The sequence below is a fragment of the Nocardioides sp. YIM B13467 genome (assembly GCF_042788075.1).
In the GTDB taxonomy this organism is placed as follows: Bacteria; Actinomycetota; Actinomycetes; order Propionibacteriales; family Nocardioidaceae; genus Nocardioides.
This window is the reverse complement of sequence record NZ_JBHZPJ010000019.1, coordinates 48,795-70,453: the sequence shown is the minus strand read 5'-3', so window position 1 is coordinate 70,453 and position 21,659 is coordinate 48,795. Positions and strand designations below refer to the sequence as shown.

General features: G+C 71.2%; 23 protein-coding genes. 17 read left to right on the top strand and 6 right to left on the bottom strand.

The window, feature by feature from the left end:
- Positions 1–11 precede the first annotated feature (11 nt).
- Together ACFX43_RS04845 and ACFX43_RS04840 are read left to right on the top strand one after the other, a co-directional pair.
- On the top strand, positions 12–785 hold the full coding sequence (locus ACFX43_RS04845) for a putative protein N(5)-glutamine methyltransferase (RefSeq protein ID WP_378817711.1): 774 nt from the start codon (positions 12–14) through the stop codon (positions 783–785).
- A gap of 189 nt (positions 786–974) precedes the next feature.
- Positions 975–1,673, top strand: coding sequence for a TIGR02206 family membrane protein (locus ACFX43_RS04840; RefSeq protein ID WP_378817709.1), 699 nt, complete (start codon positions 975–977; stop codon positions 1,671–1,673).
- Here ACFX43_RS04840 and ACFX43_RS04835 read toward each other — a convergent pair.
- Positions 1,637–2,725, bottom strand: coding sequence for a PLP-dependent cysteine synthase family protein (locus tag ACFX43_RS04835; RefSeq protein WP_378817708.1), 1,089 nt, complete (start codon positions 2,723–2,725; stop codon positions 1,637–1,639). The two genes, ACFX43_RS04840 and ACFX43_RS04835, sit on opposite strands and share 37 nt — an antisense overlap.
- A 162-nt stretch (positions 2,726–2,887) precedes the next feature.
- Between ACFX43_RS04835 and ACFX43_RS04830 the strand changes: the two genes are divergently transcribed.
- A complete protein-coding gene (locus tag ACFX43_RS04830) occupies positions 2,888–4,351 on the top strand; it encodes a malate:quinone oxidoreductase (RefSeq protein ID WP_378817706.1) in 1,464 nt (487 codons plus the stop codon).
- A gap of 12 nt (positions 4,352–4,363) precedes the next feature.
- On the opposite strand, the gene ACFX43_RS04825 is transcribed toward ACFX43_RS04830, so the two are convergent.
- On the bottom strand, positions 4,364–5,713 hold the full coding sequence (locus tag ACFX43_RS04825; RefSeq protein ID WP_378817703.1) for an FAD/NAD(P)-binding protein: 1,350 nt from the start codon (positions 5,711–5,713) through the stop codon (positions 4,364–4,366).
- Positions 5,714–5,822: 109 nt separating this feature from the next.
- Between ACFX43_RS04825 and ACFX43_RS04820 the strand changes: the two genes are divergently transcribed.
- Together ACFX43_RS04820 and ACFX43_RS04815 are read left to right on the top strand one after the other, a co-directional pair.
- A complete protein-coding gene (locus ACFX43_RS04820) occupies positions 5,823–6,407 on the top strand; it encodes an ArsR/SmtB family transcription factor (protein ID WP_378817700.1) in 585 nt (194 codons plus the stop codon).
- A gap of 3 nt (positions 6,408–6,410) precedes the next feature.
- Positions 6,411–7,670, top strand: a complete 1,260-nt coding sequence (locus ACFX43_RS04815; protein ID WP_378817698.1) for an MFS transporter — start codon at positions 6,411–6,413, stop codon at positions 7,668–7,670.
- Here ACFX43_RS04815 and ACFX43_RS04810 read toward each other — a convergent pair.
- Complete coding sequence (locus ACFX43_RS04810; protein WP_378817695.1) at positions 7,639–8,016, bottom strand: hypothetical protein; 378 nt, start codon at positions 8,014–8,016, stop codon at positions 7,639–7,641. The genes ACFX43_RS04815 and ACFX43_RS04810 overlap by 32 nt on opposite strands.
- Positions 8,017–8,187: 171 nt before the next feature.
- Between ACFX43_RS04810 and ACFX43_RS04805 the strand changes: the two genes are divergently transcribed.
- Positions 8,188–9,216, top strand: coding sequence for a hypothetical protein (locus ACFX43_RS04805; RefSeq protein WP_378817694.1), 1,029 nt, complete (start codon positions 8,188–8,190; stop codon positions 9,214–9,216).
- Positions 9,217–9,227: 11 nt separating this feature from the next.
- Here ACFX43_RS04805 and ACFX43_RS04800 read toward each other — a convergent pair whose 3' ends face one another.
- A complete protein-coding gene (locus ACFX43_RS04800; RefSeq protein ID WP_378817691.1) occupies positions 9,228–9,938 on the bottom strand; it encodes an HNH endonuclease family protein in 711 nt (236 codons plus the stop codon).
- 117 nt (positions 9,939–10,055) lie between these two features.
- Between ACFX43_RS04800 and ACFX43_RS04795 the strand changes: the two genes are divergently transcribed.
- Positions 10,056–10,871 (top strand): S-methyl-5'-thioadenosine phosphorylase, encoded by an 816-nt coding sequence (locus ACFX43_RS04795; protein WP_378817689.1) that lies wholly within the window; start codon positions 10,056–10,058, stop codon positions 10,869–10,871.
- Positions 10,868–11,914, top strand: a complete 1,047-nt coding sequence (locus ACFX43_RS04790) for an NAD-dependent epimerase/dehydratase family protein (RefSeq protein WP_378817686.1) — start codon at positions 10,868–10,870, stop codon at positions 11,912–11,914. Before ACFX43_RS04795 ends, ACFX43_RS04790 begins: the two co-directional genes overlap by 4 nt.
- 9 nt (positions 11,915–11,923) lie before the next feature.
- Here the strand turns inward: ACFX43_RS04790 and ACFX43_RS04785 are convergent, their stop codons facing one another.
- Positions 11,924–13,255, bottom strand: coding sequence for a hypothetical protein (locus ACFX43_RS04785; protein ID WP_378817684.1), 1,332 nt, complete (start codon positions 13,253–13,255; stop codon positions 11,924–11,926).
- Positions 13,256–13,368: 113 nt separating this feature from the next.
- Between ACFX43_RS04785 and ACFX43_RS04780 the strand changes: the two genes are divergently transcribed.
- From ACFX43_RS04780 to ACFX43_RS04750, 7 genes are read left to right on the top strand one after another with little or no spacing between them, the layout of a single operon-like run.
- Positions 13,369–14,049: a glycosyltransferase family 2 protein gene (locus ACFX43_RS04780; protein ID WP_378817681.1), complete on the top strand. Its 681-nt coding sequence runs from the start codon at positions 13,369–13,371 to the stop codon at positions 14,047–14,049.
- Positions 14,046–14,705: a DUF2064 domain-containing protein gene (locus ACFX43_RS04775; protein ID WP_378817679.1), complete on the top strand. Its 660-nt coding sequence runs from the start codon at positions 14,046–14,048 to the stop codon at positions 14,703–14,705. Before ACFX43_RS04780 ends, ACFX43_RS04775 begins: the two co-directional genes overlap by 4 nt.
- Complete coding sequence (locus tag ACFX43_RS04770; RefSeq protein ID WP_378817677.1) at positions 14,702–15,394, top strand: methyltransferase domain-containing protein; 693 nt, start codon at positions 14,702–14,704, stop codon at positions 15,392–15,394. The genes ACFX43_RS04775 and ACFX43_RS04770 overlap by 4 nt, the downstream gene beginning before the upstream one ends.
- The gene (locus tag ACFX43_RS04765) at positions 15,391–16,533 is read left to right on the top strand and encodes a molybdopterin-dependent oxidoreductase (RefSeq protein ID WP_378817674.1); all 1,143 of its coding nucleotides are present in this window, start codon (positions 15,391–15,393) and stop codon (positions 16,531–16,533) included. The genes ACFX43_RS04770 and ACFX43_RS04765 overlap by 4 nt, the downstream gene beginning before the upstream one ends.
- On the top strand, positions 16,533–16,967 hold the full coding sequence (locus tag ACFX43_RS04760; protein ID WP_378817671.1) for a hypothetical protein: 435 nt from the start codon (positions 16,533–16,535) through the stop codon (positions 16,965–16,967). The genes ACFX43_RS04765 and ACFX43_RS04760 overlap by 1 nt, the downstream gene beginning before the upstream one ends.
- Positions 16,968–16,972: 5 nt before the next feature.
- Positions 16,973–17,662 carry a response regulator transcription factor gene (locus tag ACFX43_RS04755; RefSeq protein ID WP_378817669.1) on the top strand — a complete coding sequence of 230 codons (690 nt, stop codon included), beginning with the start codon at positions 16,973–16,975 and terminating at the stop codon, positions 17,660–17,662.
- Positions 17,659–18,801: a sensor histidine kinase gene (locus tag ACFX43_RS04750; RefSeq protein WP_378817667.1), complete on the top strand. Its 1,143-nt coding sequence runs from the start codon at positions 17,659–17,661 to the stop codon at positions 18,799–18,801. Before ACFX43_RS04755 ends, ACFX43_RS04750 begins: the two co-directional genes overlap by 4 nt.
- 10 nt (positions 18,802–18,811) lie before the next feature.
- Here the strand turns inward: ACFX43_RS04750 and ACFX43_RS04745 are convergent, their stop codons facing one another.
- A complete protein-coding gene (locus ACFX43_RS04745) occupies positions 18,812–19,405 on the bottom strand; it encodes a PadR family transcriptional regulator (protein ID WP_378817666.1) in 594 nt (197 codons plus the stop codon).
- A gap of 116 nt (positions 19,406–19,521) precedes the next feature.
- Here ACFX43_RS04745 and ACFX43_RS04740 point away from each other — a divergent pair, with 116 nt between their 5' ends.
- Both ACFX43_RS04740 and ACFX43_RS04735 read left to right on the top strand, forming a co-directional pair.
- The gene (locus ACFX43_RS04740; protein ID WP_378817663.1) at positions 19,522–20,625 is read left to right on the top strand and encodes a Rieske 2Fe-2S domain-containing protein; all 1,104 of its coding nucleotides are present in this window, start codon (positions 19,522–19,524) and stop codon (positions 20,623–20,625) included.
- A gap of 10 nt (positions 20,626–20,635) precedes the next feature.
- Entirely contained in the window at positions 20,636–21,658 is a 1,023-nt protein-coding gene (locus tag ACFX43_RS04735) for a PDR/VanB family oxidoreductase (protein ID WP_378817660.1), read from the top strand.
- Position 21,659: the final 1 nt, after the last annotated feature.

The window sequence follows — 21,659 nt, the reverse complement described above, 5'->3', positions numbered from 1 at the left end:
AATCTTCTCCAATGACCTCCACATCTCCCGATCCGGGGCTCGTCGCTCGTCTCCGCGCCGCCGGCTGCGTCTTCGCCGAGGACGAGGCGGCGCTGCTCGAGTCCGCCCCGGTCTCCGCCCAGGAGCGGGAGGAGATGGTCGTACGCCGCGTGGCCGGCGAGCCGCTGGAGCTCATCCTGGGCTGGGCCGAGTTCTGCGGGCTCCGGATCCGGGTCGCGCCGGGGGTGTTCGTACCCCGGCAGCGCTCGGCGCTGATGGTCGAGCTCGCCTGTCGGGCGGCCGAGAGAGGCGCGGTCCGGAAGGTGCTCGATCTCGGCTGTGGGACCGGAGCACTGGGCGCCGCCATCGCGGCACGTCTCCCGGACGCGGAGGTCTGGGCCACCGACATCGACCCGGCGGCGGTCGAGTGCGCTCGGGAGAATCTGCCGCCGAGCCGGGTCGTTCTCGGCGACCTCTACGAACCGCTCCCCCACGACCTCGAGCTCGACGTGATCGTGGCCAACGCTCCCTATGTGCCGAGCGACCAGATCCGGAACATGCCGCCCGAGGCACGCGACCACGAGCACCACGTGGCCCTAGACGGTGGCGCGGACGGGCTCGACGTCCAGCGCCGCGTGATCGAGCAGGCGCCGAAGCACCTGGCCCCCGGCGGCGTACTCGTGATCGAGGCCGGCCAGGAGCAGGCGCCCATCACCGCGACCCTGATGCGGGAGCAGGGGCTCGTCGCGGAGATCCATCACGACGAGGACCTCTACGCCACCGCGGTGACCGGCACGGCCCGCTGAGAGCACCTGAAAGCGAGGCGTCCCTCTGATTGCACACCACCCCCGCAGTGTGCATTCAGAGGGACCGCCACCTGGAAGTTCGTCCACCCCCCACCGGTGGGCGACCTTCTCGCCGATGAAACGGGCCACCGGCGGACCCATGACGCGGGTTGGGAAGAATTTTTTCGAGATTCCGGTCAGACTTCCGTCATGCAGGCTTACGGTCTGGCCCACCTGGTGCCGTTGTCCCTGCTCACAGCGGGGATCGTGGCTGTCGTCTGGCTGGGCAGGCAGCAGCGGGCCGACACGAAGCCGTCGAGATTCTCACGAGGGTTCGCGCTCGCGATCCCGCTGACGACGATCCCGCTGCAGGCCCACGAGTGGGTCACCGACTTCGATCTCTTCATCGATCTGCCGATCCACCTGTGCGACCTGGCGTGGGTCGCGGCGGCGTTCGCGCTGTGGACCCACCATCCCTACCCGACCGCGCTGACCTGCTTCTGGGGCCTCACGCTGACCACGCAGGGCGTCTTCACCCCGGACGTGATGGACTTCCCGGACGTCAGCTACTTCACCTTCTGGGGACAGCACCTGATGATCGTGACCGCCGCGGTCTACCTGGTCTTCGGGCTCAAGCTGCTACCGCGGTGGCGCGACTACGGCTGGACGGTCGCGACCACGGCGGCGTGGGCCGCCGTGGCGTACGTCCTCAACCTCGTCCTCGACGCCAACTACGGCTACCTGCGCTACAAGCCGGAGTCGGGCTCGATGCTCGACCTGCTCGGGCCGTGGCCGGTCTACGTCCTCAACGAGATCCTGATCGTCGCCGGCGTGTGGGCGCTGATCACGCTGGGACTGCGGATCTGGGCGCGTCAGGACGGGTCGACGAGGACGCCGGTGCGCTCGTAGTCGGCGAGAGCCGAGGCGTACGGCGCCAGGTCGATGCCCATCTCGCTCACCCAGCCGTCGTCGTAGTAGGACGAGCGGTAGCGCTCCCCGGAGTCGCACAGCAGCGAGACGACGCTGCCCTCGGTGCCGGCCTCCCCCATCTCGCGTACGACACCCAGCGATGCCCACACGTTGGTGCCCGTCGAGGGACCGACCGAGCGGCCCATCCGGGCCGAGAGCCAGCGCATCGTCGCGATCGACGCCGCGTCGGGGACCTGGACCATGTCGTCGACGACCCCGCCGACGAAGGACGGCTCGACCCGCGGCCGGCCGATCCCCTCGATGCGCGACGGCATCCCGGTGGCGTAGTCGGAGGTGTCCGTCTCCCAGCCGCCGTAGAAGGCGGAGTTCTCCGGGTCGGCGACCATCAGCTTGGTGGGGTGGCGGCGGTAGTGGAGGTAGCGGCCGATCGTCGCCGAGGTGCCGCCGGTGCCAGCGGAGACGACGATCCAGGTCGGCACCGGGTGCCGCTCCTGCGACATCTGGTCGAAGATCGATTCGGCGATGTTGTTGTTGCCGCGCCAGTCGGTGGCCCGCTCGGCGTAGGTGAACTGGTCCATGTAGTGGCCGCCGCACTCGCGGGCGAGGCGCTCGGCCTCTGCGTACATGTCCGGAGCGCGATCGACGAAGTGGCAGCGGCCGCCGTGCCACTCGATCAGGCGCACCTTCTCCTCCGAGGTCGAGCGCGGCATCACCGCGACGAACGGCAGCCCGAGGAGGCCTGCGAAGTAGGCCTCCGAGACCGCGGTGGATCCGGAGGAGGCCTCGACGACCGTCGAGCCCTCGTGGAGCCAGCCGTTGCAGATCGCGTAGAGGAACAGCGACCGGGCCAGGCGGTGCTTCAGCGAGCCGGTGGGATGACTCGACTCGTCCTTGAGGTAGAGATCGATCCCGGCGGCAGCAGGCAGGGGCACCACGTGCAGATGGGTGTCGGCCGAGCGCTGCGCGTCGGCCTCGACGCGGCGTACGGCTTCGTCGATCCAGGCGCGATGGGAGTCAGAGAGGCGGGGCACCGGGCGAGCGTAACTCCACCCTGATCTGTCCCCGGCATGTGCGGTGAGCCACAATGACGGACGGAAACACGATCGGGTCCGGGCAGTGAAGTTGCCCACAAGTTAGACCGATCTAAGGACCCCGATTAACCATTGCGGCCCCAAAAGCGAGACAAAAGACCTGTGGACGAACCTCTTGACGTAGTGCTGATCGGCGGCGGCATCATGAGCGCCACCCTGGGTGTGCTCCTCCAGGAGCTGGAGCCCAGCTGGTCCATCAAGCTGATCGAGCGGCTCGACTCACCCGCCGCCGAGTCCTCCGGCCCGTGGAACAACGCCGGCACCGGTCACTCCGCGCTGTGCGAGCTCAACTACAGCCCGCAGAACGCCGACGGCTCGGTCGACATCTCCAAGGCGATCAACGTCAACGAGCAGTTCCAGCTCTCCCGTCAGCTGTGGTCCTTCCTGGTCGAGAACGGCCGCATCCCGGACCCGGACAAGTTCATCCACACCGTGCCGCACATGTCCTTCGTGTGGGGCGCCGAGAACGTCGACTACCTGCGCAAGCGCTACGAGGCGCTCTCGGTCCACCCGCTCTTCAGCGGGATGGAGTTCAGCGAGGACCCCGAGGTCATCAAGGGCTGGGCGCCGCTGCTGCTCGAGGGCCGCTCGGCCAAGTCCCTCGCCGACGAGCCGATCGCGGCCACCTGGACCAACGCCGGCACCGACGTCGACTTCGGTTCGCTCACCTCGATCCTGACCCGCACCCTGGTGGACAAGGGCGCCGACCTGGAGACGGGCTCCGAGGTCACCGACCTGCACCAGACCATGGACGGCTTCTGGCACATCTACGGTCGCAACGAGACCGGGAAGTACCACCTGCGTTCCCGCTTCGTCTTCGTCGGCGCCGGCGGCTACGCGCTGCCGCTGCTGCAGAAGGCCGCCATCCGGGAGATCCGCGGCTTCGGCGGCTTCCCGGTCTCGGGTGAGTTCCTGCGTACGTCCAAGCCGGAGCTCGTCGCCCAGCACCGCGCCAAGGCCTACGGCAAGGCCGCCGTCGGCGCTCCGCCGATGTCGGTTCCCCACCTCGACACCCGCTACGTCGAGGGCAAGACCCACCTGATGTTCGGGCCGTACGCCGGCTGGAGCCCGCGCTTCCTCAAGACCGGCTCGCTCACCGACCTTTTCCTCTCGGTGCGGCCCCACAACCTGGTGCCGATGCTGCGGGCCGGGCTGACCAACATGGATCTCACCGTCTACCTGGTCAAGGAGCTGCTGCGCTCGCCGCGCAAGAAGTTCGACGACCTTCTCGACTTCTTCCCTGCCGCTGACCGCAAGGACTGGGATCGGGTCATCGCCGGCCAGCGGGTGCAGGTCATCCGCCCCGACGGCGTACTCCAGTTCGGCACCGAGGTCATCACCGCCGAGGACGGCACCATCGCCGGCCTGCTCGGCGCCTCCCCCGGCGCCTCGACCGCCCCGGCGATCATGCTCAACGTCCTGCGCCGCTGCTTCCCCGACCGCTGGGACGGCTGGCAGCCCCAGCTCAAGACGATGATCCCGGCCACCGGTGCCGAGCTCAGCGCCGACCCCGAGCTCGCCGCCGAGACCTTCGCGCGCACCGACCGCCAGCTCCACCTGGGCTGACCAGCGAAGCGGTCAGCTCGTGAGGTGGGCTGCGACTGCTGCTGCCTGTCCTCGGATCTCGGGGATGGCGGTCGCCTCGTAGAGCGCACCCTTGCAGGGCGGGCCGACGGTCAGAAGATTGGGTACGACGCTGCCGTCTGCTCCGATGACGTGGCCGTCCTCGGTGACGTCGATGCCGAGGCGGAGGGGGTCGGGGGCGATCAGGCCGCGCTTCTGGAGCGCGAGCAGGAGGGGGTTGTCGGTGCGGGTGATGTCGGGGGAGGGGCCGGTGCAGTTGATCACCGCGGTGATCTCGCGGTCACCGTCGGCCAGGGAGACGACCGGCTGGCCGGCACCATCGACTCGGCAGCCGAGCACCCCGCCGCCGAGGATCTCCAGGCGTCCCTCGGCCCGGTAGGCATCGAGGAGGTCGGCGATGCGCGGAGCCATGCGGTGGCGGCGTACCTCCCACTCACGGGCGTAGACCTCGCGGAAGCGACGGCGCTCCGGCTCGGGCAGGCGGCGCCAGATCGACTGGGTCGGGCCACGGAGGCCATCGATGACGGCACGCCAGTCGACGCCGAGGCCGGCCGCGTGCTCGATCTGGTCGCGTACGAGATCCGCGATGCCGTCGGCGGTCAGCGGGCCGTCGGGGATCGGGGTCACCCAGGAGGTGAACTGGTCGTCGACGTGGGGGTTCGGGACCAGGCCGTGGCGGCTCACCATGATCACCCGGCGCTCCGGGGAGTCGTCGAGGAGCGTGACGGTCGTGTCGACGGCGGTCAGGCCGGTGCCGACGACGAGTACGGTCGCATCGACCGGCAGGGCGCTGATCCGGGCCACGTCCCACGGGTCCGACAGGTTCCACGGCGCCTCGGGGAGCCCGGCCAGGGGCTGGGGCGGCGGGTTGCCGTAGGCGAGGACGACGGCGTCCGCGACATGTCCTTCGTCGTCGCCGGTCAGCACCCGGAAGCCGACACCGAACGGCTCCACGTCGATGACCGTCTCACCGACCGTCTCCAGCGTTCCCGGACCTCCCTCGGCAGCGTGAGCGAGCCGGTCACGCAGGTAGCGCGCGTAGTCGCGCCGGGGCAGGAAGTCGATCGGGCCGAGCTCGATGCCGGCCTCGGCCGCCCAGTCGAGCAGGTCGTCACGGTCGTCGGGAAAGCCCGACATGTTGTTGGCCCGGACGTTGAGGAGATGACGGCCATCGGTGGTCGAGTAGGCCACTCCGTAGCCCGCCTCGCCACGCGACTCGAACAACGTCACCGAAGCACCGCGGCGGAGCAGGTTGATCGCGGTCAACGTGCCGCTGGCTCCTCCTCCGATGATCGCCACCTTCGGGGTGGAGGTCGGCGTGGGCGGCGCGGCGTCTGTCGTCACCCGGACAGGGTAACTGCGCTATCCAGGCTTTGTTCACCTGGTTACTCGATTTTCAACCGAACCGCATAAATCTATTTGCAAAGATCTCTTTGCGGTCTACCGTGGACCCATGGCAGCACGCGAGATCGTCCCCGGAGTCGACCAGCTCAAGGCCCTCACCCACCCCGTGCGCGTACGCATGCTCGGGATCCTCCGCGTCGACGGCCCGGCGACGGCGACCACCTTGGCCGCCCGGCTCGGCATCAACTCCGGCGCGACGTCCTACCACCTCCGGCAGCTCGCGCAGCACGGCTTCATCGAGGACGACGAGAGCCGCGGCAACGCCCGCGAGCGCTGGTGGAGGGCCGCCCACCAGGCGACCGTGACCGGCGACAGCGACGTGCCGGACACCCCCGAGGGCCGCGAGACCCTCGACGCCTACCTGCAGACGGTCGTCACCATCTACGCCCAGCGCCTCCAGGAGGCGATCGAGGAGCGGGCGCTCCTCCCCCAGGAGTGGCGCGAGGCCTTCGGCCTCAACGACCGCGTCGTCCGGCTGACCCCCGTCCAGGCCTCACGTGTCGAGGAGCAGGTCAACAAGATCATCGACGACCTGGAGGAGGAGCCGGAGGGCGAGGCCGTGATGTTCCAGTTCCACGTCTTCCCGCTGCCGGGTCACGTCAGCGCCGTCCACGACACAAGCCCAGAGGGGTAGGCCATGAAGCTCCCCCTCTACGGCTGGCTCGCAGCCGAGACCATCTCGCTGGTCGGCACCCGCATCTCGATGCTGGCGCTGCCGTGGTTCGTGCTCGAGACGACCGGCAGCCCCGCCAAGGCCGGCCTGATCGCGCTCTTCGAGATGACACCGCTGGTGCTCAGCAAGATCTTCGGCGGGCCGGTCATCGACCGCATCGGCCCACGCCGCGTCGCGATCGCCTGCGACCTCGGCTCGGCCGTCGTGGTCGGCCTCATCCCCTTGCTGTACGCAGCAGGCCTGCTGCACTTCCCGATCCTGCTCACGCTCGTCGCCCTCGCCGGCGCGCTGCGCGGGCCTGGTGACTCCGCGAAGTCGTCGATGATCCCGCAGCTGGTCGAGGCGGCCGGCGTACCGACGGAGCGGGCCACCGGGCTCCACTCGTTCGTCGAACGCACCGCCTCCATGCTCGGCGCCGCTGCGGCGGGGCTGCTGATCGGTCTGGTCGGCGCGACCGACGCGATCGTCATCGACGCCGCCTCGTTCGCCGTCGGCGCTCTTGTGCTCGCCACGACGACCGCCGGGCTGACGCGGGCCCGAGGACTGGAGCCCGCCGAGCACCCCGCGCGCCCCACGCCCTACCGGGCTCAGCTCGCCGAGGGCTGGCACTTCCTCCGCCGTGACCGGGTGCTCCTCGGGATCGCGTTCATGGTCGCGCTGACCAACCTGATCGACCTGGCCTGGAGCAGCGTGCTGATGCCGGTATGGGGCCAGCAGCACGCCGGCCCCGAGACGATCGGCCTGCTGTTCGCCACCTTCTCCGGCTTCTCCGCGGTGGGGTCGGCCGTGGCCGCGGCGCTCGGCAACCGGATGCGCCGCTACCCGACGTACCTGGTCTGCTTCCTCATCACCGGGATCCCTCGGTTCCTGGTGATCGCCTTCGGGGCGCCCCTGTGGGTCGTGTTCGTGGTGTTCGCGATCGGCGGGACGAGCAGCGGGTTCATCAACCCGATCCTCGGGGCGATCCAGTTCGAGCGGATCCCGGCCCACGTGCTCGGTCGGGTGATGTCGCTGATCTCGGCCTTCGCCTGGGGACTGATGCCGCTCGGCGGACTGCTCGGCGGCAGCCTGGTCTCGGCGTTCGGCCTGACCACGGCGCTGGTGGCCTGCGGGATCGCGTACTTCGTGGTCACGATGTTCCCCGCGATCGACCCGACCTGGAAGCAGATCGAGCGGCGGCCGGATCCGGCGGCTAGCAGGCTTCCCGCAGCCGCGGAATCCTAGGGATGCCGCCGAGCCGCTTGTTGTAGCGGACCTGGTCGGAGTAGCCCTCCAGGAGCGTCCACAGCGCCTTGTGGGCCGGCCACGGGATGGCCTCGCCGGGGAACGCCCAGCTGGAGCCGAAGCCGATCCAGACCGGGACCCAGTCCTTGGCGCAGTCCCACTCGCCCCGCTTGGACATCAGCAGCCGGTGGCGGACCTGGAACGCGAGCCGCTGCCCGTCCTTCACGATCGGCGCAGCGCACACCCGCCACAGCGGCATGTCGAGCGACATCAGCTCGATCTCGATGTCGCCCAGAACGCGCGGGTCCACCAGGACCGTAGCGACGTTCTCATGCGGGCGCCTCATGAACATCACGCTAGCGGCGAGCACCGACAAACGTGGCTGGATCCGCCAGGAGCGAACAGCGCTACCCGATTCGCCACCCCGCCGGACAAGACGTACGCAGCGGGCCTATCATCCCTCCCAATCTCGATCGGGCAGGGAGGCCCGAGTGGAGGATCGAGGAAGGACCCTACGTTGGCACCCCCGAGGCAGCCCAGAACGGGCGAGGAAGCCGAGAAGTACGCCGCGGAGCATCTGCATACCCTCGGCTGGCCCGACGCGGCCCCGTCAGGCAGCACCGCGGCCGCCGACATCGACATCATCGGCGGCCGGCCGGACAACGTCGTCGTCGCGCAGGTGGTGCTCACCCGCTCACCGACCGAGGCGCGCAGCGTCTGTGCCGTACGCGGCGCGGGCTACGCCTACGACGCCCGGACGGTCGCGCTGTTCAGCCGCGCGGGCTACACCGTGGACGCGGTCGAGTGGGCCGACCGGGTTCGGGTCGCGCTCTTCGAGTTCGCCGCCGACGGCTCGATCCGGACGCACGGCAAGCACGCGGCCGAGCTGGTCACCACCGCCACGGCGCCGGCCCCGACCTCGACCCTCGGCCGGGCGCCCGAGCCGGCCCCCGGCCGACACATCGACTCCACCCGCACCGGCAGCTTCAACTTCACCTCGAAGATCCCCGCGATCAGGCCGCGCCGGAGGGCAGCGGAGAAGCCGGCCGACCAGATCACCCCGGACGTCGCACCGGGTATAGCTCCGGACGCGACGGCACCGACCGTCGAGAAGATCGCCGGTCCGTTGACCGGCCAGGTCCCGGCGTACACCACCACCTACATCGTCTCGGCACCCGCTTCGACCATGAGCATCCCGAAAGCGCCCACCCCACCGCCCGGTGAGCGCTGGGTTCCCGACGGGCTCGGGCCGATCCTGGACGCGATCGTCCGGGCGTCGCAGCTGCCCGTGGTGCTCGTCCTGGGCTCGGACCGGCGGGTCGAGTGGGTGCGGCAGACCTTCCAGGTCGGCACGATCACGGTCACCGACGAGAGCGTGCTGCCGATGCTGCTCTCGCTGGTGACGGGCCGGGAGTCGCAGTACGAGAGCGGCGAGTCCTATCACAAGGTCGACGGCCTCAAGCCGCAAGGCGAACGGGCACTGGAGTCCTGGCGGGCGTGGGAGGCCTACGACCGCGCGATGGCCATCTACCGTCGGGCGGTCTGACCTCAGGCCGCTCAGCAGTAGCCGAGCATCTCCCCGAGCGCCCGCCGCTCGCTGTCGTCGGCGGCGAGCGACCAGCGGGTCTTGGTCTCGATCCAACGGGCTGCGTACGCACACTGGAACCCCTTCCGCGGACGCCAAGCCGCCGGGTCGTCGTCGCTCTTGCTCAGGTTGGTCGGGCCGTCGACGGCGAGCAGGTTGCCCAGGTCGTTGGCGAAGGCTCGGCGCCGGTCCGGGGACCAGCCGCTCGCGCCGGAGCGCCAGGCCTCCGAGAGCGGCACGACGTGGTCGATCTGGATCGCCTGAGCCTGCCGGGGCTCCTTCAGGTCGGTGAAGACCAGTCGTCTGCCGGTGTAGGGGTCGGCCCACGTCCCGGCGAGCACGTCGTGGTCGCATCGCCCCTGCGGCCGGGTCCGCACCTCGACGGCGTCGCGCAGCAGCACGTCGTCGCGCTGGTTGCACCCGTTGCCGTCGCTGTCCGCCCACTCCCCGCCGAACGACGAGCGTGCGTAGGCAACCAGCCCGTCGGGTCGCCTCGCCACCGTCGCCAGATCCCCGAGGTCACCGCGAGCCGCGGGCACGTCAACCGGCCCTGCTGAAGGCTCCGCGGTCGCCGGCGGCGTACGTCGTGTCGCCGGCGCTGCCTCGGGAAGCCACACCGAGACCGCCCAGCCGGCGATCGCCAGCAGGACGACCAGCACTCCCAGCGACGTACGTCTCCCCACGCCGTCGCATTGTGCCCGCGACCACCGACATCGATCCGCCTTCCGGCAGGTATTACCGAACTGTGACGGATGTGCCGAACGCTGTCGCCGAGGGGTCAGCGCTGGCACAGTGAAGGCATGACTGGGCTGGACATGGGACAGGCACCCCGCGCCGAGGTCGGGGTCATCGGCGGGACCGGGCTCTACGAGTTCTTGACCGATGCCGAGGAGGTGGCGGTCGAGACCCCGTACGGCGATCCCTCCGCGCCGGTCACGGTGGGCACCGTCGCCGGCCGGTCGGTGGCCTTCGTGCCTCGCCACGGCCGTTCGCACGAGTACCCGCCGCACGCGATCCCCTACCGCGCCAACCTCTGGGCACTGAGGTCGCTCGGCGTGACCCAGGTGCTCTCCCCCAGCGCCGTCGGCGGTCTCCGGGCCGATGCCGTCGCGACTGGTGACCTGGTCACCCCCGACCAGCTCGTCGACCGCACCTGGCGCCGGATCCCGAGCTACGTGGAGAGCGGCGCCACCCACGTACCTCTGGCCGACCCCTACTGCGCGCGGATCGCCAAGGCGTACGTCGCCGCTGATCCGTCCGTGAAGGTCGGTGGCACGCTCATCGTGATCGAGGGTCCGCGGTTCTCGACCCGCGCGGAGTCGATCCACCATGCCGCCCAGGGCTGGACGCTGGTCGGGATGACCGGTGCTCCGGAGGCGGCGCTCGCCCGTGAGCTGCGGATGTGTTACGCGCCGTTGTGCCTGGTCACCGACATGGACGCAGGTGCGGCCGAGGGCGAGGGGGTCGACGAGGACGACGTCTACGCGCTCTTCGCCGCCAACCTGGGGCGGATGCGCACCATCCTGGCCGACACGATCGAGGGCCTGCCCGACCCGGCCGGCTGCTCCTGCTCTACCTGGGCCGAGGGCAAGACCCTCGCCTACGAGATCCCATGAGGGTCCTGCTGACCGGGTCCGCCGGGTTCATCGGCACCGCGATCGGCCGGGTGCTGGAGGATGCCGGTCACGAGGTCGCACGCGTCGACGTGCTGTTGCCGATGGCCCACGGCGAGGCCGCCGAGGCGCCGCCCGGAACGAACCTCCTCGACGTACGCGACGCCGGCGGCTGGGGCGACCTGCTGGACGGCGTCGACGCGGTGTGCCACCAGGCCGCGGTCGTCGGTGCCGGCGTGACGGTGGCCGATCTCCCGCTGTACGCCGCGCACAACGACCTCGGCACCGCCGCGCTCCTGGCCGCGATGAGCGAGCACGGCGTCTCCCGCCTGGTGCTCGCCTCCTCGATGGTCGTCTACGGCGAGGGCCGCTACGTCTGCGCGACCCACGGCGACCGGGTCCCGCCGCCGCGCTCGCGGGCAGCGCTCGACTCCGGCGACTTCGAGAACCACTGCGACCTCTGCGGCGGCGCACTGACCTGGGCCGCCGTGGCGGAGTCCGCCAGGCTCGACCCGCGCAGCTCGTACGCAGCCAGCAAGGTCGCCCAGGAGCACTACGCCTCCGCCTGGGCCCGTCAGGCCGACGCGACGGCGATCGCGCTGCGCTACCACAACGTCTACGGGCCGCACATGCCCTCGGACACGCCGTACTCCGGGGTCGCCGCCATCTTCCGGTCCTCCCTGGAGCGGGGCGAGGCGCTGCAGGTGTTCGAGGACGGCGGCCAGCAGCGCGACTTCGTCCACGTCGACGACGTGGCCCGCGCCAACCTGGCGGCGCTGGAGGCGACCTCCGAGCGGTCACGCGGGGAGCTGGCGGCCTACAACGTCGCGTCCGGGCACCCGGTCACGATCAGCGAGGTGGCCTCGCTGGTCGCACGCGGGACTCGGACGGAGGTGGAGCCGGTGGTCACCGGGCGCTACCGGATCGGCGACGTACGCCATGTCGTCGCCTCCCCGGAGCTGGCGGAGAAGGAGCTCGGCTTCCGCGCCGAGGTGCTGCCGGAGGTCGGTCTGCCGGCCTTCGCCACCGCGCCGCTGCGGCCCTAGGGCCCGGGATCACCAGCTCGTGTAGAGCAGGTGCTGGACGAGCAGCGCGGTGAGGAGCTGCAGGGCCAGGCCGGGCCGTCGCCAGCGCTCGGGCAGGAGGGCGCAGCCGAGGGTGAGCCAGGGCATGAACGGCAGCCAGATCCGTTCCACCTCCGCCCGGCTCATCTGGGAGGCGTCGGCGAGACCGACCATGATCACCGCGGCCGCGACCAGGACGACGACCACCCGGTCGGCCTGTTCACGACGGGCGGCCCAGGTGGCACCGAGCCCGGCGCCGACGAGCGGCCCGGCGCTGATCGCGAGCGCCGCCAGGTTCCCCCAGGTCCAGTAGGCGCCCGGCCGCTGGTGCGCCAGCCCGTCCCAATAGCGATCGACCAGCACGGGATACGCCTCCCACCAGGCGAAGCCGCCGGCGGCGAAGGTGAGGACCACCGCGAGCGCCGACGCCGCCGCGACCGGCAGCACCCACCAGCCTCTTCCGAGCCAGAGCACCGCAAGGGCGAGCACGCCGGTGAGCGGGAGTCCGTACGACATCATCACGACGTAGCCCAGGAGCAGACCGGCGAGGACCGCCCACGGCCAGCCCCGACCGGCCCCGGCCCGGCAGGCGAGGGCCAGGCAGCACATCCCCCAGGCGACCGCGACCGCCATCACCGCATCGGCCGAGACCGCCAGGAACACCGCGCTCGGAGACAGGACCAGGTACGGCGCAGCCGCCCGGGCCGCATCCTCGGCACCCAGGGCACGGACCGTCGTCATGACCGCCAGTGGCAAGGTCGCGGCGATCACCGTGACGACCAGGCCCGCGGCGAGGTCTCCACCGAGACCGACCTTCACCAGGAGCACGAAGAAGAGCACCATCCCGGGCGGGTGGCCGGCGATGTGCACCGGCCAGTTCCCTTCCGGGGCGTCGTAGGGGATCCGGGAGACGTACGCCCGCAGCAGCCCCGGGACGTCGTCGACCGCCCTGGCCGTCTCGAGGTACTCGGTCGGGTTCCCCAGCACCCGCGAGATGCCCTCGGGGCCGTCCACCAGCGCCAGTGCGAGCAGCCACACTAGCCCCGCGGCGTACGCGACCAGGAGCAGGCGGCGCCAGGGCAGCCGCCTCGCCATCGGGTCGGCCCAGCGCAGCGACGCGACCGCGAGCAGGACCGCGGGGGCCGTTCCGATACCTACCTTGACCTGCGGATATCCGTGGAGCGGAGGGAACGTGCCGTCGTCGAGGTGCACCCGCGGCCACACCTGCCAGTCGAACAGGGGCGGCACGACGACGGCCGTCACGATGAGGAGGACCGTGACAACGAGCCCCACCATGGCGGCGCGGTGAGCTGAGGAGTTCACGACTGCGAGCGTAGGTCCGCGACGGCTCGATGGCCGCCGGCGCACGGGCCCCGTCACCGGACCGTAAGATCTGCGGCCCCCATCGGCGGTGGCGCGTTCCTAGAGTCGATCGCATGGCCGAGACCAGCCCAGAGACCAGCCCAGACATAGACCTTGTGCTGCCCTGCCGCGACGAGGCCGCGGCTCTGCGTGAGCTGCTGCCGCGGGTGCCGGCGGGACTCTCCGTGATCGTCGTCGACAACGGCTCGACCGACGGCACCGCCGACGTCGCCCGCGCGCAGGGGGCGCGGGTGGTGTCCGAGTCGCGGCCGGGATACGGGGCGGCGGTGCACGCCGGCCTGCTGGCCGCCACCGCGCCCTATGTCGTGGTGATGGACGGCGACGGCTCCTTCGATCCCGCGGCCGCTCTGCCTCTGGTCGAGGCGGTCAGGCGTGATGAGGCCGACCTGGCGCTGGGCTGCCGTAGGCCGGTGACTCGCAGCGCCCAGCCGTGGCACGCCAAGGTCGGCAACCGGCTGGTCCTGCGGGCGCTTCGGCGTAGCACCGGCCTGCAGGTGCGTGACATCGCCCCGCTGCGCGCGGCCCGACGAGAGGCGCTGCTCGAGCTCGGCGTGGAGGACCGGCGCTCGGGCTATCCGGTCGAGCTCCTCGACCGCGCGGCCCGCGCCGGCTGGCGGGTCCACGAGATCGACGTCGACTACCACCCCCGGACCGCCGGGACCCGATCGAAGGTCTCCGGCTCCGTGCGGGGCAGCCTGCGGGCGGCGTACGACTTCTGGCGGGTGCTCTCGTGACGGCGCCGACGCTCCTCCTCGTCGCCAAGGCACCGGTGCCCGGCCTGGTGAAGACCCGGCTCGCGGCCGGCGTCGGGGAGGCGACCGCCACCGCTGTCGCCGCGGCCGCGCTGCTCGACACGATCGAGGCGTGCACAATCGCGGTGGGAACGGACCGGTGCCGGCTCACCCTCTCCGGCGACCTCGCCGACGGGGTCCGGGCCGACGAGATCAGGACCGCGCTCACCGGGTGGACCATCGCCCCGCAGCGCGGGAGCGGGCTCGGCGAGCGGCTCGCGAACGCCCACGCCGAGGTCACCGGACCGGTGGTGCAGATCGGCATGGACACCCCGCAGGTGACCCCGGCCCGCCTCCTGGCCGTGGCCGACGGCCTGGACGCGGCCGATGCCGTGCTCGCTCCGGCCGAGGACGGCGGCTGGTGGGCCCTGGCGCTCCGCGACCCATCGGCGGCCACCGCGCTGCGCGACGTGCCCATGTCCACCCCCCAGACGTACGCAGCCACCCGCTCCGCCCTCGAAGCACTCGGCCTCCGGGTCGCCGCCGGGGAGCAGCTGCGCGACGTCGACCACCTCGCCGACATCGCGCCCGTCGTCGCAGCCGCCCCCGGGACCAGGTTCGCGAAGATCGCGGCCGAGATCGCGCGGGTCGCCCGATGACCGCCGTGACGGCCGAGTCGGCGTTCGCGCATGCCTTCGCCAGCGAGCAGTGCCGAGTGGTGAGCGTCGATGGCATGGCCTCGCGACTTCCGGTCGAGGACTGGACCCGCACCGCCGACGCTGCGGACCTCGCCCTGCTCTCCTACTGCGCCGGACCGACGGTCGACCTCGGCTGCGGCCCCGGGAGGATGACCGCCGCGCTGGCCGCCCGCGGGCTGCCATCCCTCGGCGTCGACATCGTCCCGGAGGCCGTTGCCCAGACCGAGGCTCGCGGTGGCCGCGCGATCTGTCGAGACCTCTTCGACCCGTTGCCCGGTGAGGGCTGGTGGACGACCGCTCTCCTCGCCGACGGCAACGTCGGGATCGGCGGGGACCCGCTCGCCCTCCTCGCCCGCGTACGCCGGCTGCTCGTGCCGGGCGGCCGAGTGGTCGCCGAGGTGCACCCGCCCGGGACGCCCAGCGGCCCACTGCTCGCGGAGCTGGTCTGCCAGTGCGGTGGCTCCTCGAAGTTCCCCTGGGCGGTCGTCGGGGCCGACGCGATCAGGTCGATCGCGGTCGAGGTCGGGCTCGCGGTGAGGCGGCTCGAGCCGCTGCCGCACCGCCGAGCACAGTCCCGCGGGTCAGCCCCCGCCCCGTTCACCCTCGCCGGCGACCGCTGGGTCGCCGTACTCGTGGAGGACGCCGCATGAGAATCCCCTCGGAGGACTCGTTCACCTCACGCCTGCGGAGCGCCGCGGTCGCCGCGCGGGTCGGACTCTGGCTCGGGATCTGCTTCCTGGTCGCGCTCGTGACCGGCCTGATCAGCCACTACGCCCAGCTCGACCATCAGCCGGTGCCACTTCCGACCAGCCCGTCGCGGCTCTACCAGCTCACCCAGGGTCTGCACGTCGTCGCCGGCACCGCCGCGATCCCGCTGCTGCTGGTCAAGCTCTGGGTTGTCTTCCCCAAGCTCTTCCAGCCGCTGCCGCGGCAGGTCCGCGAGGCACTGCCGACGGCGCTGGAGCGAGGCTCGATCGCCGTTCTGGTCAGCACCTCCCTGGCCCAGCTCACCACCGGCCTGCTCAACGTCGCGCAGTGGTATCCCTGGGGGTTCAGCTTCCGCAGCACCCACTACGCGCTCGCCTTCGTCGCCGTCGGAGCGCTGCTGGTGCACATCGCGGTGAAGCTGCCGGTCGTACGCGACGCCCTGAAGGGCGACGTCGACGACACCTCCCACGACCGGCCGAACGCGGTCCGGCCCGGGCCTGTCAGCCGGCGCGGCGTGCTGACCCTGGCCGGCACCTCCGCCGTCGCCGCCGCCGTGCTCTACGCGGCCGGCACCGTTCCCGGCGTCGGCCGCATCGCGGTCCTGTCCCCGCGGTCGCGGAAACACGGCATCCCGATCAACCGGACGGCCCACTCGGCCGGCGTGGTGGCCGAGGCGAGCAGCGCTGCCTACCGGCTCGAGCTCGTCCACGGCACCATGACCCGGTCGCTGACGCGCGACGACCTGGTCGCCATGGAGCAGCGCACCCACACCCTCCCGATCGCCTGCGTCGAGGGCTGGAGCGCCTCGGGCGAGTGGGGCGGCGTACGCCTCCGCGACCTGCTCGACCTGGTCGGCGCCCCGCGTGGGCGCGAGGTGCGGGTCCGGTCGATCCAGACGTTCAGCGCCTCCGCCGACACCGTGCTTCCGCCGAACTTCGCCGACGACGACCGGACCCTGATGGCCCTGATGCTCGACGGAGAGACGCTCTCGATGGACCACGGCTACCCGGTCCGCCTGATCGCGCCCGACCGTCCCGGGGTCATGCAGACCAAGTGGGTCTCCCGGATCGAGGTGCTCTGATGAGAGGAATCCGGGGAGCGCTGATCGTGCTCGGGGCGGTCGGGATGGCGTACGGCGCCTGGCTGCTGGTGAGCCGGCAGGACCTCGGCCAGATCGTCGAGGTCGCCGTCTGGCTGGCGGCGGCGGTGGTGATCCACGACGGGATCCTGGCGCCGGTGGTGCTCGGTCTCGGATGGGTCGGTGGCCGGCTGCTGCCCCGGGCTGTCGCCCGGGGCGCGGTGACGGTGCTCGTGATCCTGGGACCGGCGGCTCTGGTCGCGATCCCGGTCCTCGGCCGGTTCGGCGCGAAGCCGGACAACCCGACGCTGCTGGACCGCGACTACACCCAGGGTCTGCTGGCCTTCGCCGCCCTGTGCGTGTGTGCCGGTGTCGCCGTCGCGCTCGGCGAACTACGCTCACGACAGCCCGCCCAGGCGAACGTCGAGGAGGAGTAGGGCCCATGGCACGTGTGCTCGTGGTCGACGACGACCTCACCGTTCGCGAGGTGCTGGCCTCCTACCTGCGCGCGGGCTCGCACGACGTCGTCGAGGCCGGCGATGGCGAGCAGGCGCTGCGTGCGATGAGCGACCGGCCCGCCGACATCGTCATCCTCGACCTGATGCTGCCCGGCATCGACGGCCTGGAGGTGTGCCGTCGTCTGCGGCAGACGAGCGAGGTGCCGATCATCATGCTCACCGCGCTCGGCAGCGAGGCCGACCGGATCATGGGTCTCGAGCTCGGTGCCGACGACTACGTCGGCAAGCCGTTCAGCCCGCGGGAGCTGGTGCTGCGCGTCGACTCGGTGCTCAAGCGCACCGGCCACTCCGGCGAGGGCGGCGTCGTCTCCGACGGCACCCTGGTGGTCGACGCCGACCGGCGGGTGGCGACCAACGCCGGGGCGGAGCTGTCCTTGACCACCCGGGAGTTCGACCTGCTCCGCTACCTGATCGCCCATCCCGGCAAGGCCTTCACCCGGGAGGACCTGCTCGAGCACGTCTGGGGATGGACGATCGGCGACCGCTCGACGGTCACGGTCCACGTACGCCGGCTGCGGGAGAAGATCGAGTCCGACCCGACCCGGCCGGAGCGGCTGGTGACGGTCTGGGGCGTCGGCTACCGCTGGGAGACCGCGGAAGTGGGCGGCGCGTGAAGACCGCCGATGCGGTCCAGATCGCCCTCGTCGCCGCGGGCGCCGGTCTGGCCGTCGGTCTGGCCGGGCTCCTGGTCGCCTGGCTGACGCGCCGTTGGTCGATCCGCTGGCAGCTCACCCTGGTCGCCGCCGTCGCGGTGCTGACGGTCTTCGGTGGCGTACTCGGGATCGCCTGGCTCATGTTCCTCTCCGGCCACGACCTGCAGGTCATCACCGTGGTCACCTCGATCGCCGTGGTGGTGGCGATCCTGGTGGCGTTCGTCATCGGCTCCGCGATGGTGCGCTGGTCGGGCGCGGTCCAGCAGCAGGCCCGGCAGATGGCGCTCGGAGGTCATCAGCAGCCCGCGGAGAGCGGACCGCGAGAGCTCCGGTCGCTGTCGGCCGAGCTCGCCGAGACCCAGCGGCGGCTCGAGGAGGCGAGTGCGCGGGAGGCCCGGCTCGAGGAGTCCCGACGCGAGCTGGTCTCCTGGGTGGCCCACGACCTGCGTACGCCGCTCTCGGGGCTCCGGGCGATGGCCGAGGCGCTCGAGGACGGGATCGCCGCCGATCCCCACCGCTACCACCAGCGCATCCGCGTCGAGGTCGAGCGCCTGGCCCGGCTCGTGGACGACCTCTTCGAGCTCTCCCGGATCCAGGCCGGTGCCCTCACCCTGACACCGGAGCCGGTCCTGCTCGGCGACCTGGTCAGCGAGGCGCTGGCCGGGGCCGACCCGGTCGCCCGGGAGCGGCGGGTCCGGCTCGGTGGCCAGGTCGAGGACGGCCTCGAGATCACCGCAGACCCGGCCAGCCTGTCCCGCGTCGTCTCCAACCTGCTGATGAACGCCATCCGGCACACCCCCGCCGACGGCACCGTGGAGGTGCATTGCCAGATGGCCCCTGGAGACGTACGCAGCGTCGACCTCAGCGTCAGCGACGGCTGTGGCGGCCTGGATCCGGGCGACATGGAGCGGGTCTTCGACCTCGGCTGGCAGGGCAGCTCCGCGCGCACCCCGACCGCACCCGAGGACGCGGGCGCGCAGGGCGCCGGGTTCGGTCTCGCCATCGTCAAGGGTCTCGTCGACGCGCACCGCGGCAGGGTCTGGGTGGAGAACCTTCCGGCGGCGACCGGCTGCCGGTTCCACGTACGCCTGCCGGCATGACCACACCGGCTCAGTCGACGGTGGAGCCCTCCAGCTCGTCGACGAGCACGAGGCCGCGCTCGGCCCAGGCGACCGCGGCACGCGCCTGGTCGATCAGGCCGTCGTAGGCGAAGACCTTGTAGCGCACGATCCGGTCCCACTGGCTCGCGTCGTAGTGCTCGAGCCGCCGGGCCAGCGTGGGGTGGCTGCGGTCGACGAGCGTGGCACGGGTGGCCTCGAGCATCGCCAGGTGCTCGGTCCAGTGGTCGCGGAACTGCTCCAGCTCGGCGCGCGCGGCGCCGGGTTCGGCCCACTCCAGGTAGGCCGCCTTGAGGTAGGCGGGCTCCCGCTGCCGGCGGATCTCGATGGGCGAGTCCATCCACTCCCGGAAGGCCTTCACCCCGGCCTCGGTGACGGCGTACTCCTTTTTGGTGCCCTTCTTGCCCCACGGCACGACCGCGGACTCGAGCAGGCCGTCGCGCTCCATCCGGTTCAGCTCCGGGTAGATTTGCGAGTCGGGAGCGTGCCAGACGTGGGCCACCGACTGGCTGAACTGCTTGGAGACGTCGTAGCCGGTCATCGGGCGTGAGGTGAGCAGCGCGAGCAGCGCGAACCTCAGCGACATCGTGACCCCCTCTTCACGCAGTGATCGTGGCGCGAGCGTACCCGCCTCTTGCCACTAACTATAGAGATAGGTAGTTTGTGACGAGCACAACACCTATCTCCATAGGGAGTTTCCACATGACCATCCTGGATTCGCCTCCGGTCACCGCCGCCAGCAAGATCTTCAACTTCCCCCGCAACGCCTGGTACGTCGCAGCCTGGGACCACGAGGTGACCGCGAAGCAGCCGCTCGCCCGCACCATCGCCGACCGCCCACTCGCGCTGTGGCGCAACAGCGACGGTCGTGCCGTCGCCTTGGCCGACGCCTGCTGGCACCGGCTGGCGCCGCTGTCGAAGGGCAAGGTGCTCGGCGACGAGATCCAGTGCCCCTACCACGGGCTGCGCTACAACTCGGCCGGCCGCTGCACGAGCATGCCCGCGCAGGAGACGATCAACCCGAGCGCGATCGTCCCGTCCTACCCGGTCGTCGAGCGCTATCGCTACGTGTGGGTCTGGGTGGGCGATCCCGACCTCGCCGACCCCGACGCTGTGCCCGACATGCGCCAGATGGACTCCCCGGAGTGGGCCGGCGACGGCGAGACGATCTACGCGCCCTGCAACTACCAGCTGGTGCTCGACAACCTGATGGACCTCACCCACGAGGAGTTCGTGCACAGCTCGAGCATCGGGCAGGACGAGCTCTCCGAGGCCGAGTTCGAGGTGAGCCACACCGACCGCGGCGTGACCGTGACCCGCTGGATGCGCGACATCGACGCGCCCCCGTTCTGGCTCAAGAACATGCGCGACCGGTTCCCCGGCTTCAGCGGGAAGGTCGACCGCTGGCAGATCATCCACTTCGAGGCCCCCTCGACGATCCGCATCGACGTCGGCGTCGCCAAGGCCGGCACCGGCGCCCCCGAGGGCGACCGCAGCCAGGGCGTCAACGGCTTCGTGATGAACACGATCACCCCCGAGACCGCGCGCACGTCGCACTACTTCTGGGCCTTCATGCGCAACTACCGCCTGGAGAGCCAGACGATCACGACCCAGCTGCGCCAAGGCGTCCACGGCGTCTTCGGCGAGGACGAAGAGATGCTGGCCGCCCAGCAGCGCGCGATCGACGCCAACCCGGACCACGAGTTCTACAGCCTCAACATCGACGCCGGCGGGATGTGGGTACGCCGGATCCTGGACCGCATGCTGCAGGCGGAGGGTCTCCCCGCCGCCGCGGCTGCGAAGTGAGGCGGCCGCCATGGCAGTGAACACCCAGACCTGGTGGCAGCGGGGCCGTGTGGTCGAGACCGATGACCTCGCCGAGGGCGTACGCCGCATCGTGCTCTGCCCCGACCGCCCCGTCCACGCCGCGCCCGGCACCCACGTCGACCTCCGGCTCGAGCTCGACGGACACGTCCGCAAGCGGTCCTACTCGGTCGTACGCTCCGAGGACGGCGGCCGCCGGCTCACCCTCGGGGTGCAGCTGGCCGCGAGCTCTCGCGGCGGGTCCCGCCACATGCACGGCCTCCGCGTGGGGGACGTGGTCGAGATGACCGGTCCGGTCCAGAGCTTCCCGCTCGGGGTGGGCGCCGACCGCTACGTCCTGGTCGCCGGTGGCATCGGCGTCACCGCGCTGGTGGCGATGGCCGACACCCTGCGCCGCCGCGGTGCCGACTACACGCTCGTCCTGGCCGGCCGGCGGCGTGCGGTCATGGCCCACCTCGACGAGCTCGTCGAGGTGCACGGCGATCGCGTGCGCGTGTTCGTCGACGACGAGGACGTACGCCTCGACGTGGAGGCGCTGGTCGGCGAGATCGCCGCCTCGGCCGCCCCGACGCGGACCGAGATGTACATGTGCGGGCCGATCCGGCTGATGGACGCGATCCGCCGCGCCTGGGCGGCCCATGAGCTGCCCGAGCCCAACCTGCGGTTCGAGACGTTCGGCAGCAGCGGCGCCTGGGCGGCGGAGGACTTCGTCGTGCACCTCCCCCAGCTCGACCGCTCGGTCCGCGTCGGCAGGGACAGCTCGATGCTCGACGCGCTCGAGGACGCCGGCGTCGACGTGATGTGGGACTGCCGCAAGGGCGAGTGCGGGATCTGCCAGGTCAAGGTGCTCGACGTCAGCGGCCGGATCGACCACCGAGACGTGTTCCTGAGCCAGCAGCAGAAGGAGACGTACGCGTCCTTGTGCCTCTGCGTCGCTCGCGCCGCCCGCGGCGAACCCGGCGACACCGGCGAGGCCTCGGCCGAACCGGCCGCCGTGACCCTGCATCTTCCGTGAA

Bases quoted from the DNA above. Each gene is read 5' to 3' on its own strand.
- ACFX43_RS04845 (WP_378817711.1), top strand. From the start codon at position 12: ATGACCTCCACATCTCCCGATCCGGGGCTCGTCGCTCGTCTCCGCGCC.
- ACFX43_RS04840 (WP_378817709.1), top strand. From the start codon at position 975: ATGCAGGCTTACGGTCTGGCCCACCTGGTGCCGTTGTCCCTGCTCACA.
- ACFX43_RS04820 (WP_378817700.1), top strand. From the start codon at position 5,823: ATGGCAGCACGCGAGATCGTCCCCGGAGTCGACCAGCTCAAGGCCCTC.
- ACFX43_RS04815 (WP_378817698.1), top strand. From the start codon at position 6,411: ATGAAGCTCCCCCTCTACGGCTGGCTCGCAGCCGAGACCATCTCGCTG.
- ACFX43_RS04810 (WP_378817695.1), bottom strand. From the start codon at position 8,016: ATGAGGCGCCCGCATGAGAACGTCGCTACGGTCCTGGTGGACCCGCGC.
- ACFX43_RS04795 (WP_378817689.1), top strand. From the start codon at position 10,056: ATGACTGGGCTGGACATGGGACAGGCACCCCGCGCCGAGGTCGGGGTC.
- ACFX43_RS04790 (WP_378817686.1), top strand. From the start codon at position 10,868: ATGAGGGTCCTGCTGACCGGGTCCGCCGGGTTCATCGGCACCGCGATC.
- ACFX43_RS04780 (WP_378817681.1), top strand. From the start codon at position 13,369: ATGGCCGAGACCAGCCCAGAGACCAGCCCAGACATAGACCTTGTGCTG.
- ACFX43_RS04770 (WP_378817677.1), top strand. From the start codon at position 14,702: ATGACCGCCGTGACGGCCGAGTCGGCGTTCGCGCATGCCTTCGCCAGC.
- ACFX43_RS04765 (WP_378817674.1), top strand. From the start codon at position 15,391: ATGAGAATCCCCTCGGAGGACTCGTTCACCTCACGCCTGCGGAGCGCC.
- ACFX43_RS04760 (WP_378817671.1), top strand. From the start codon at position 16,533: ATGAGAGGAATCCGGGGAGCGCTGATCGTGCTCGGGGCGGTCGGGATG.
- ACFX43_RS04755 (WP_378817669.1), top strand. From the start codon at position 16,973: ATGGCACGTGTGCTCGTGGTCGACGACGACCTCACCGTTCGCGAGGTG.
- ACFX43_RS04745 (WP_378817666.1), bottom strand. From the start codon at position 19,405: ATGTCGCTGAGGTTCGCGCTGCTCGCGCTGCTCACCTCACGCCCGATG.
- ACFX43_RS04740 (WP_378817663.1), top strand. From the start codon at position 19,522: ATGACCATCCTGGATTCGCCTCCGGTCACCGCCGCCAGCAAGATCTTC.
- ACFX43_RS04735 (WP_378817660.1), top strand. From the start codon at position 20,636: ATGGCAGTGAACACCCAGACCTGGTGGCAGCGGGGCCGTGTGGTCGAG.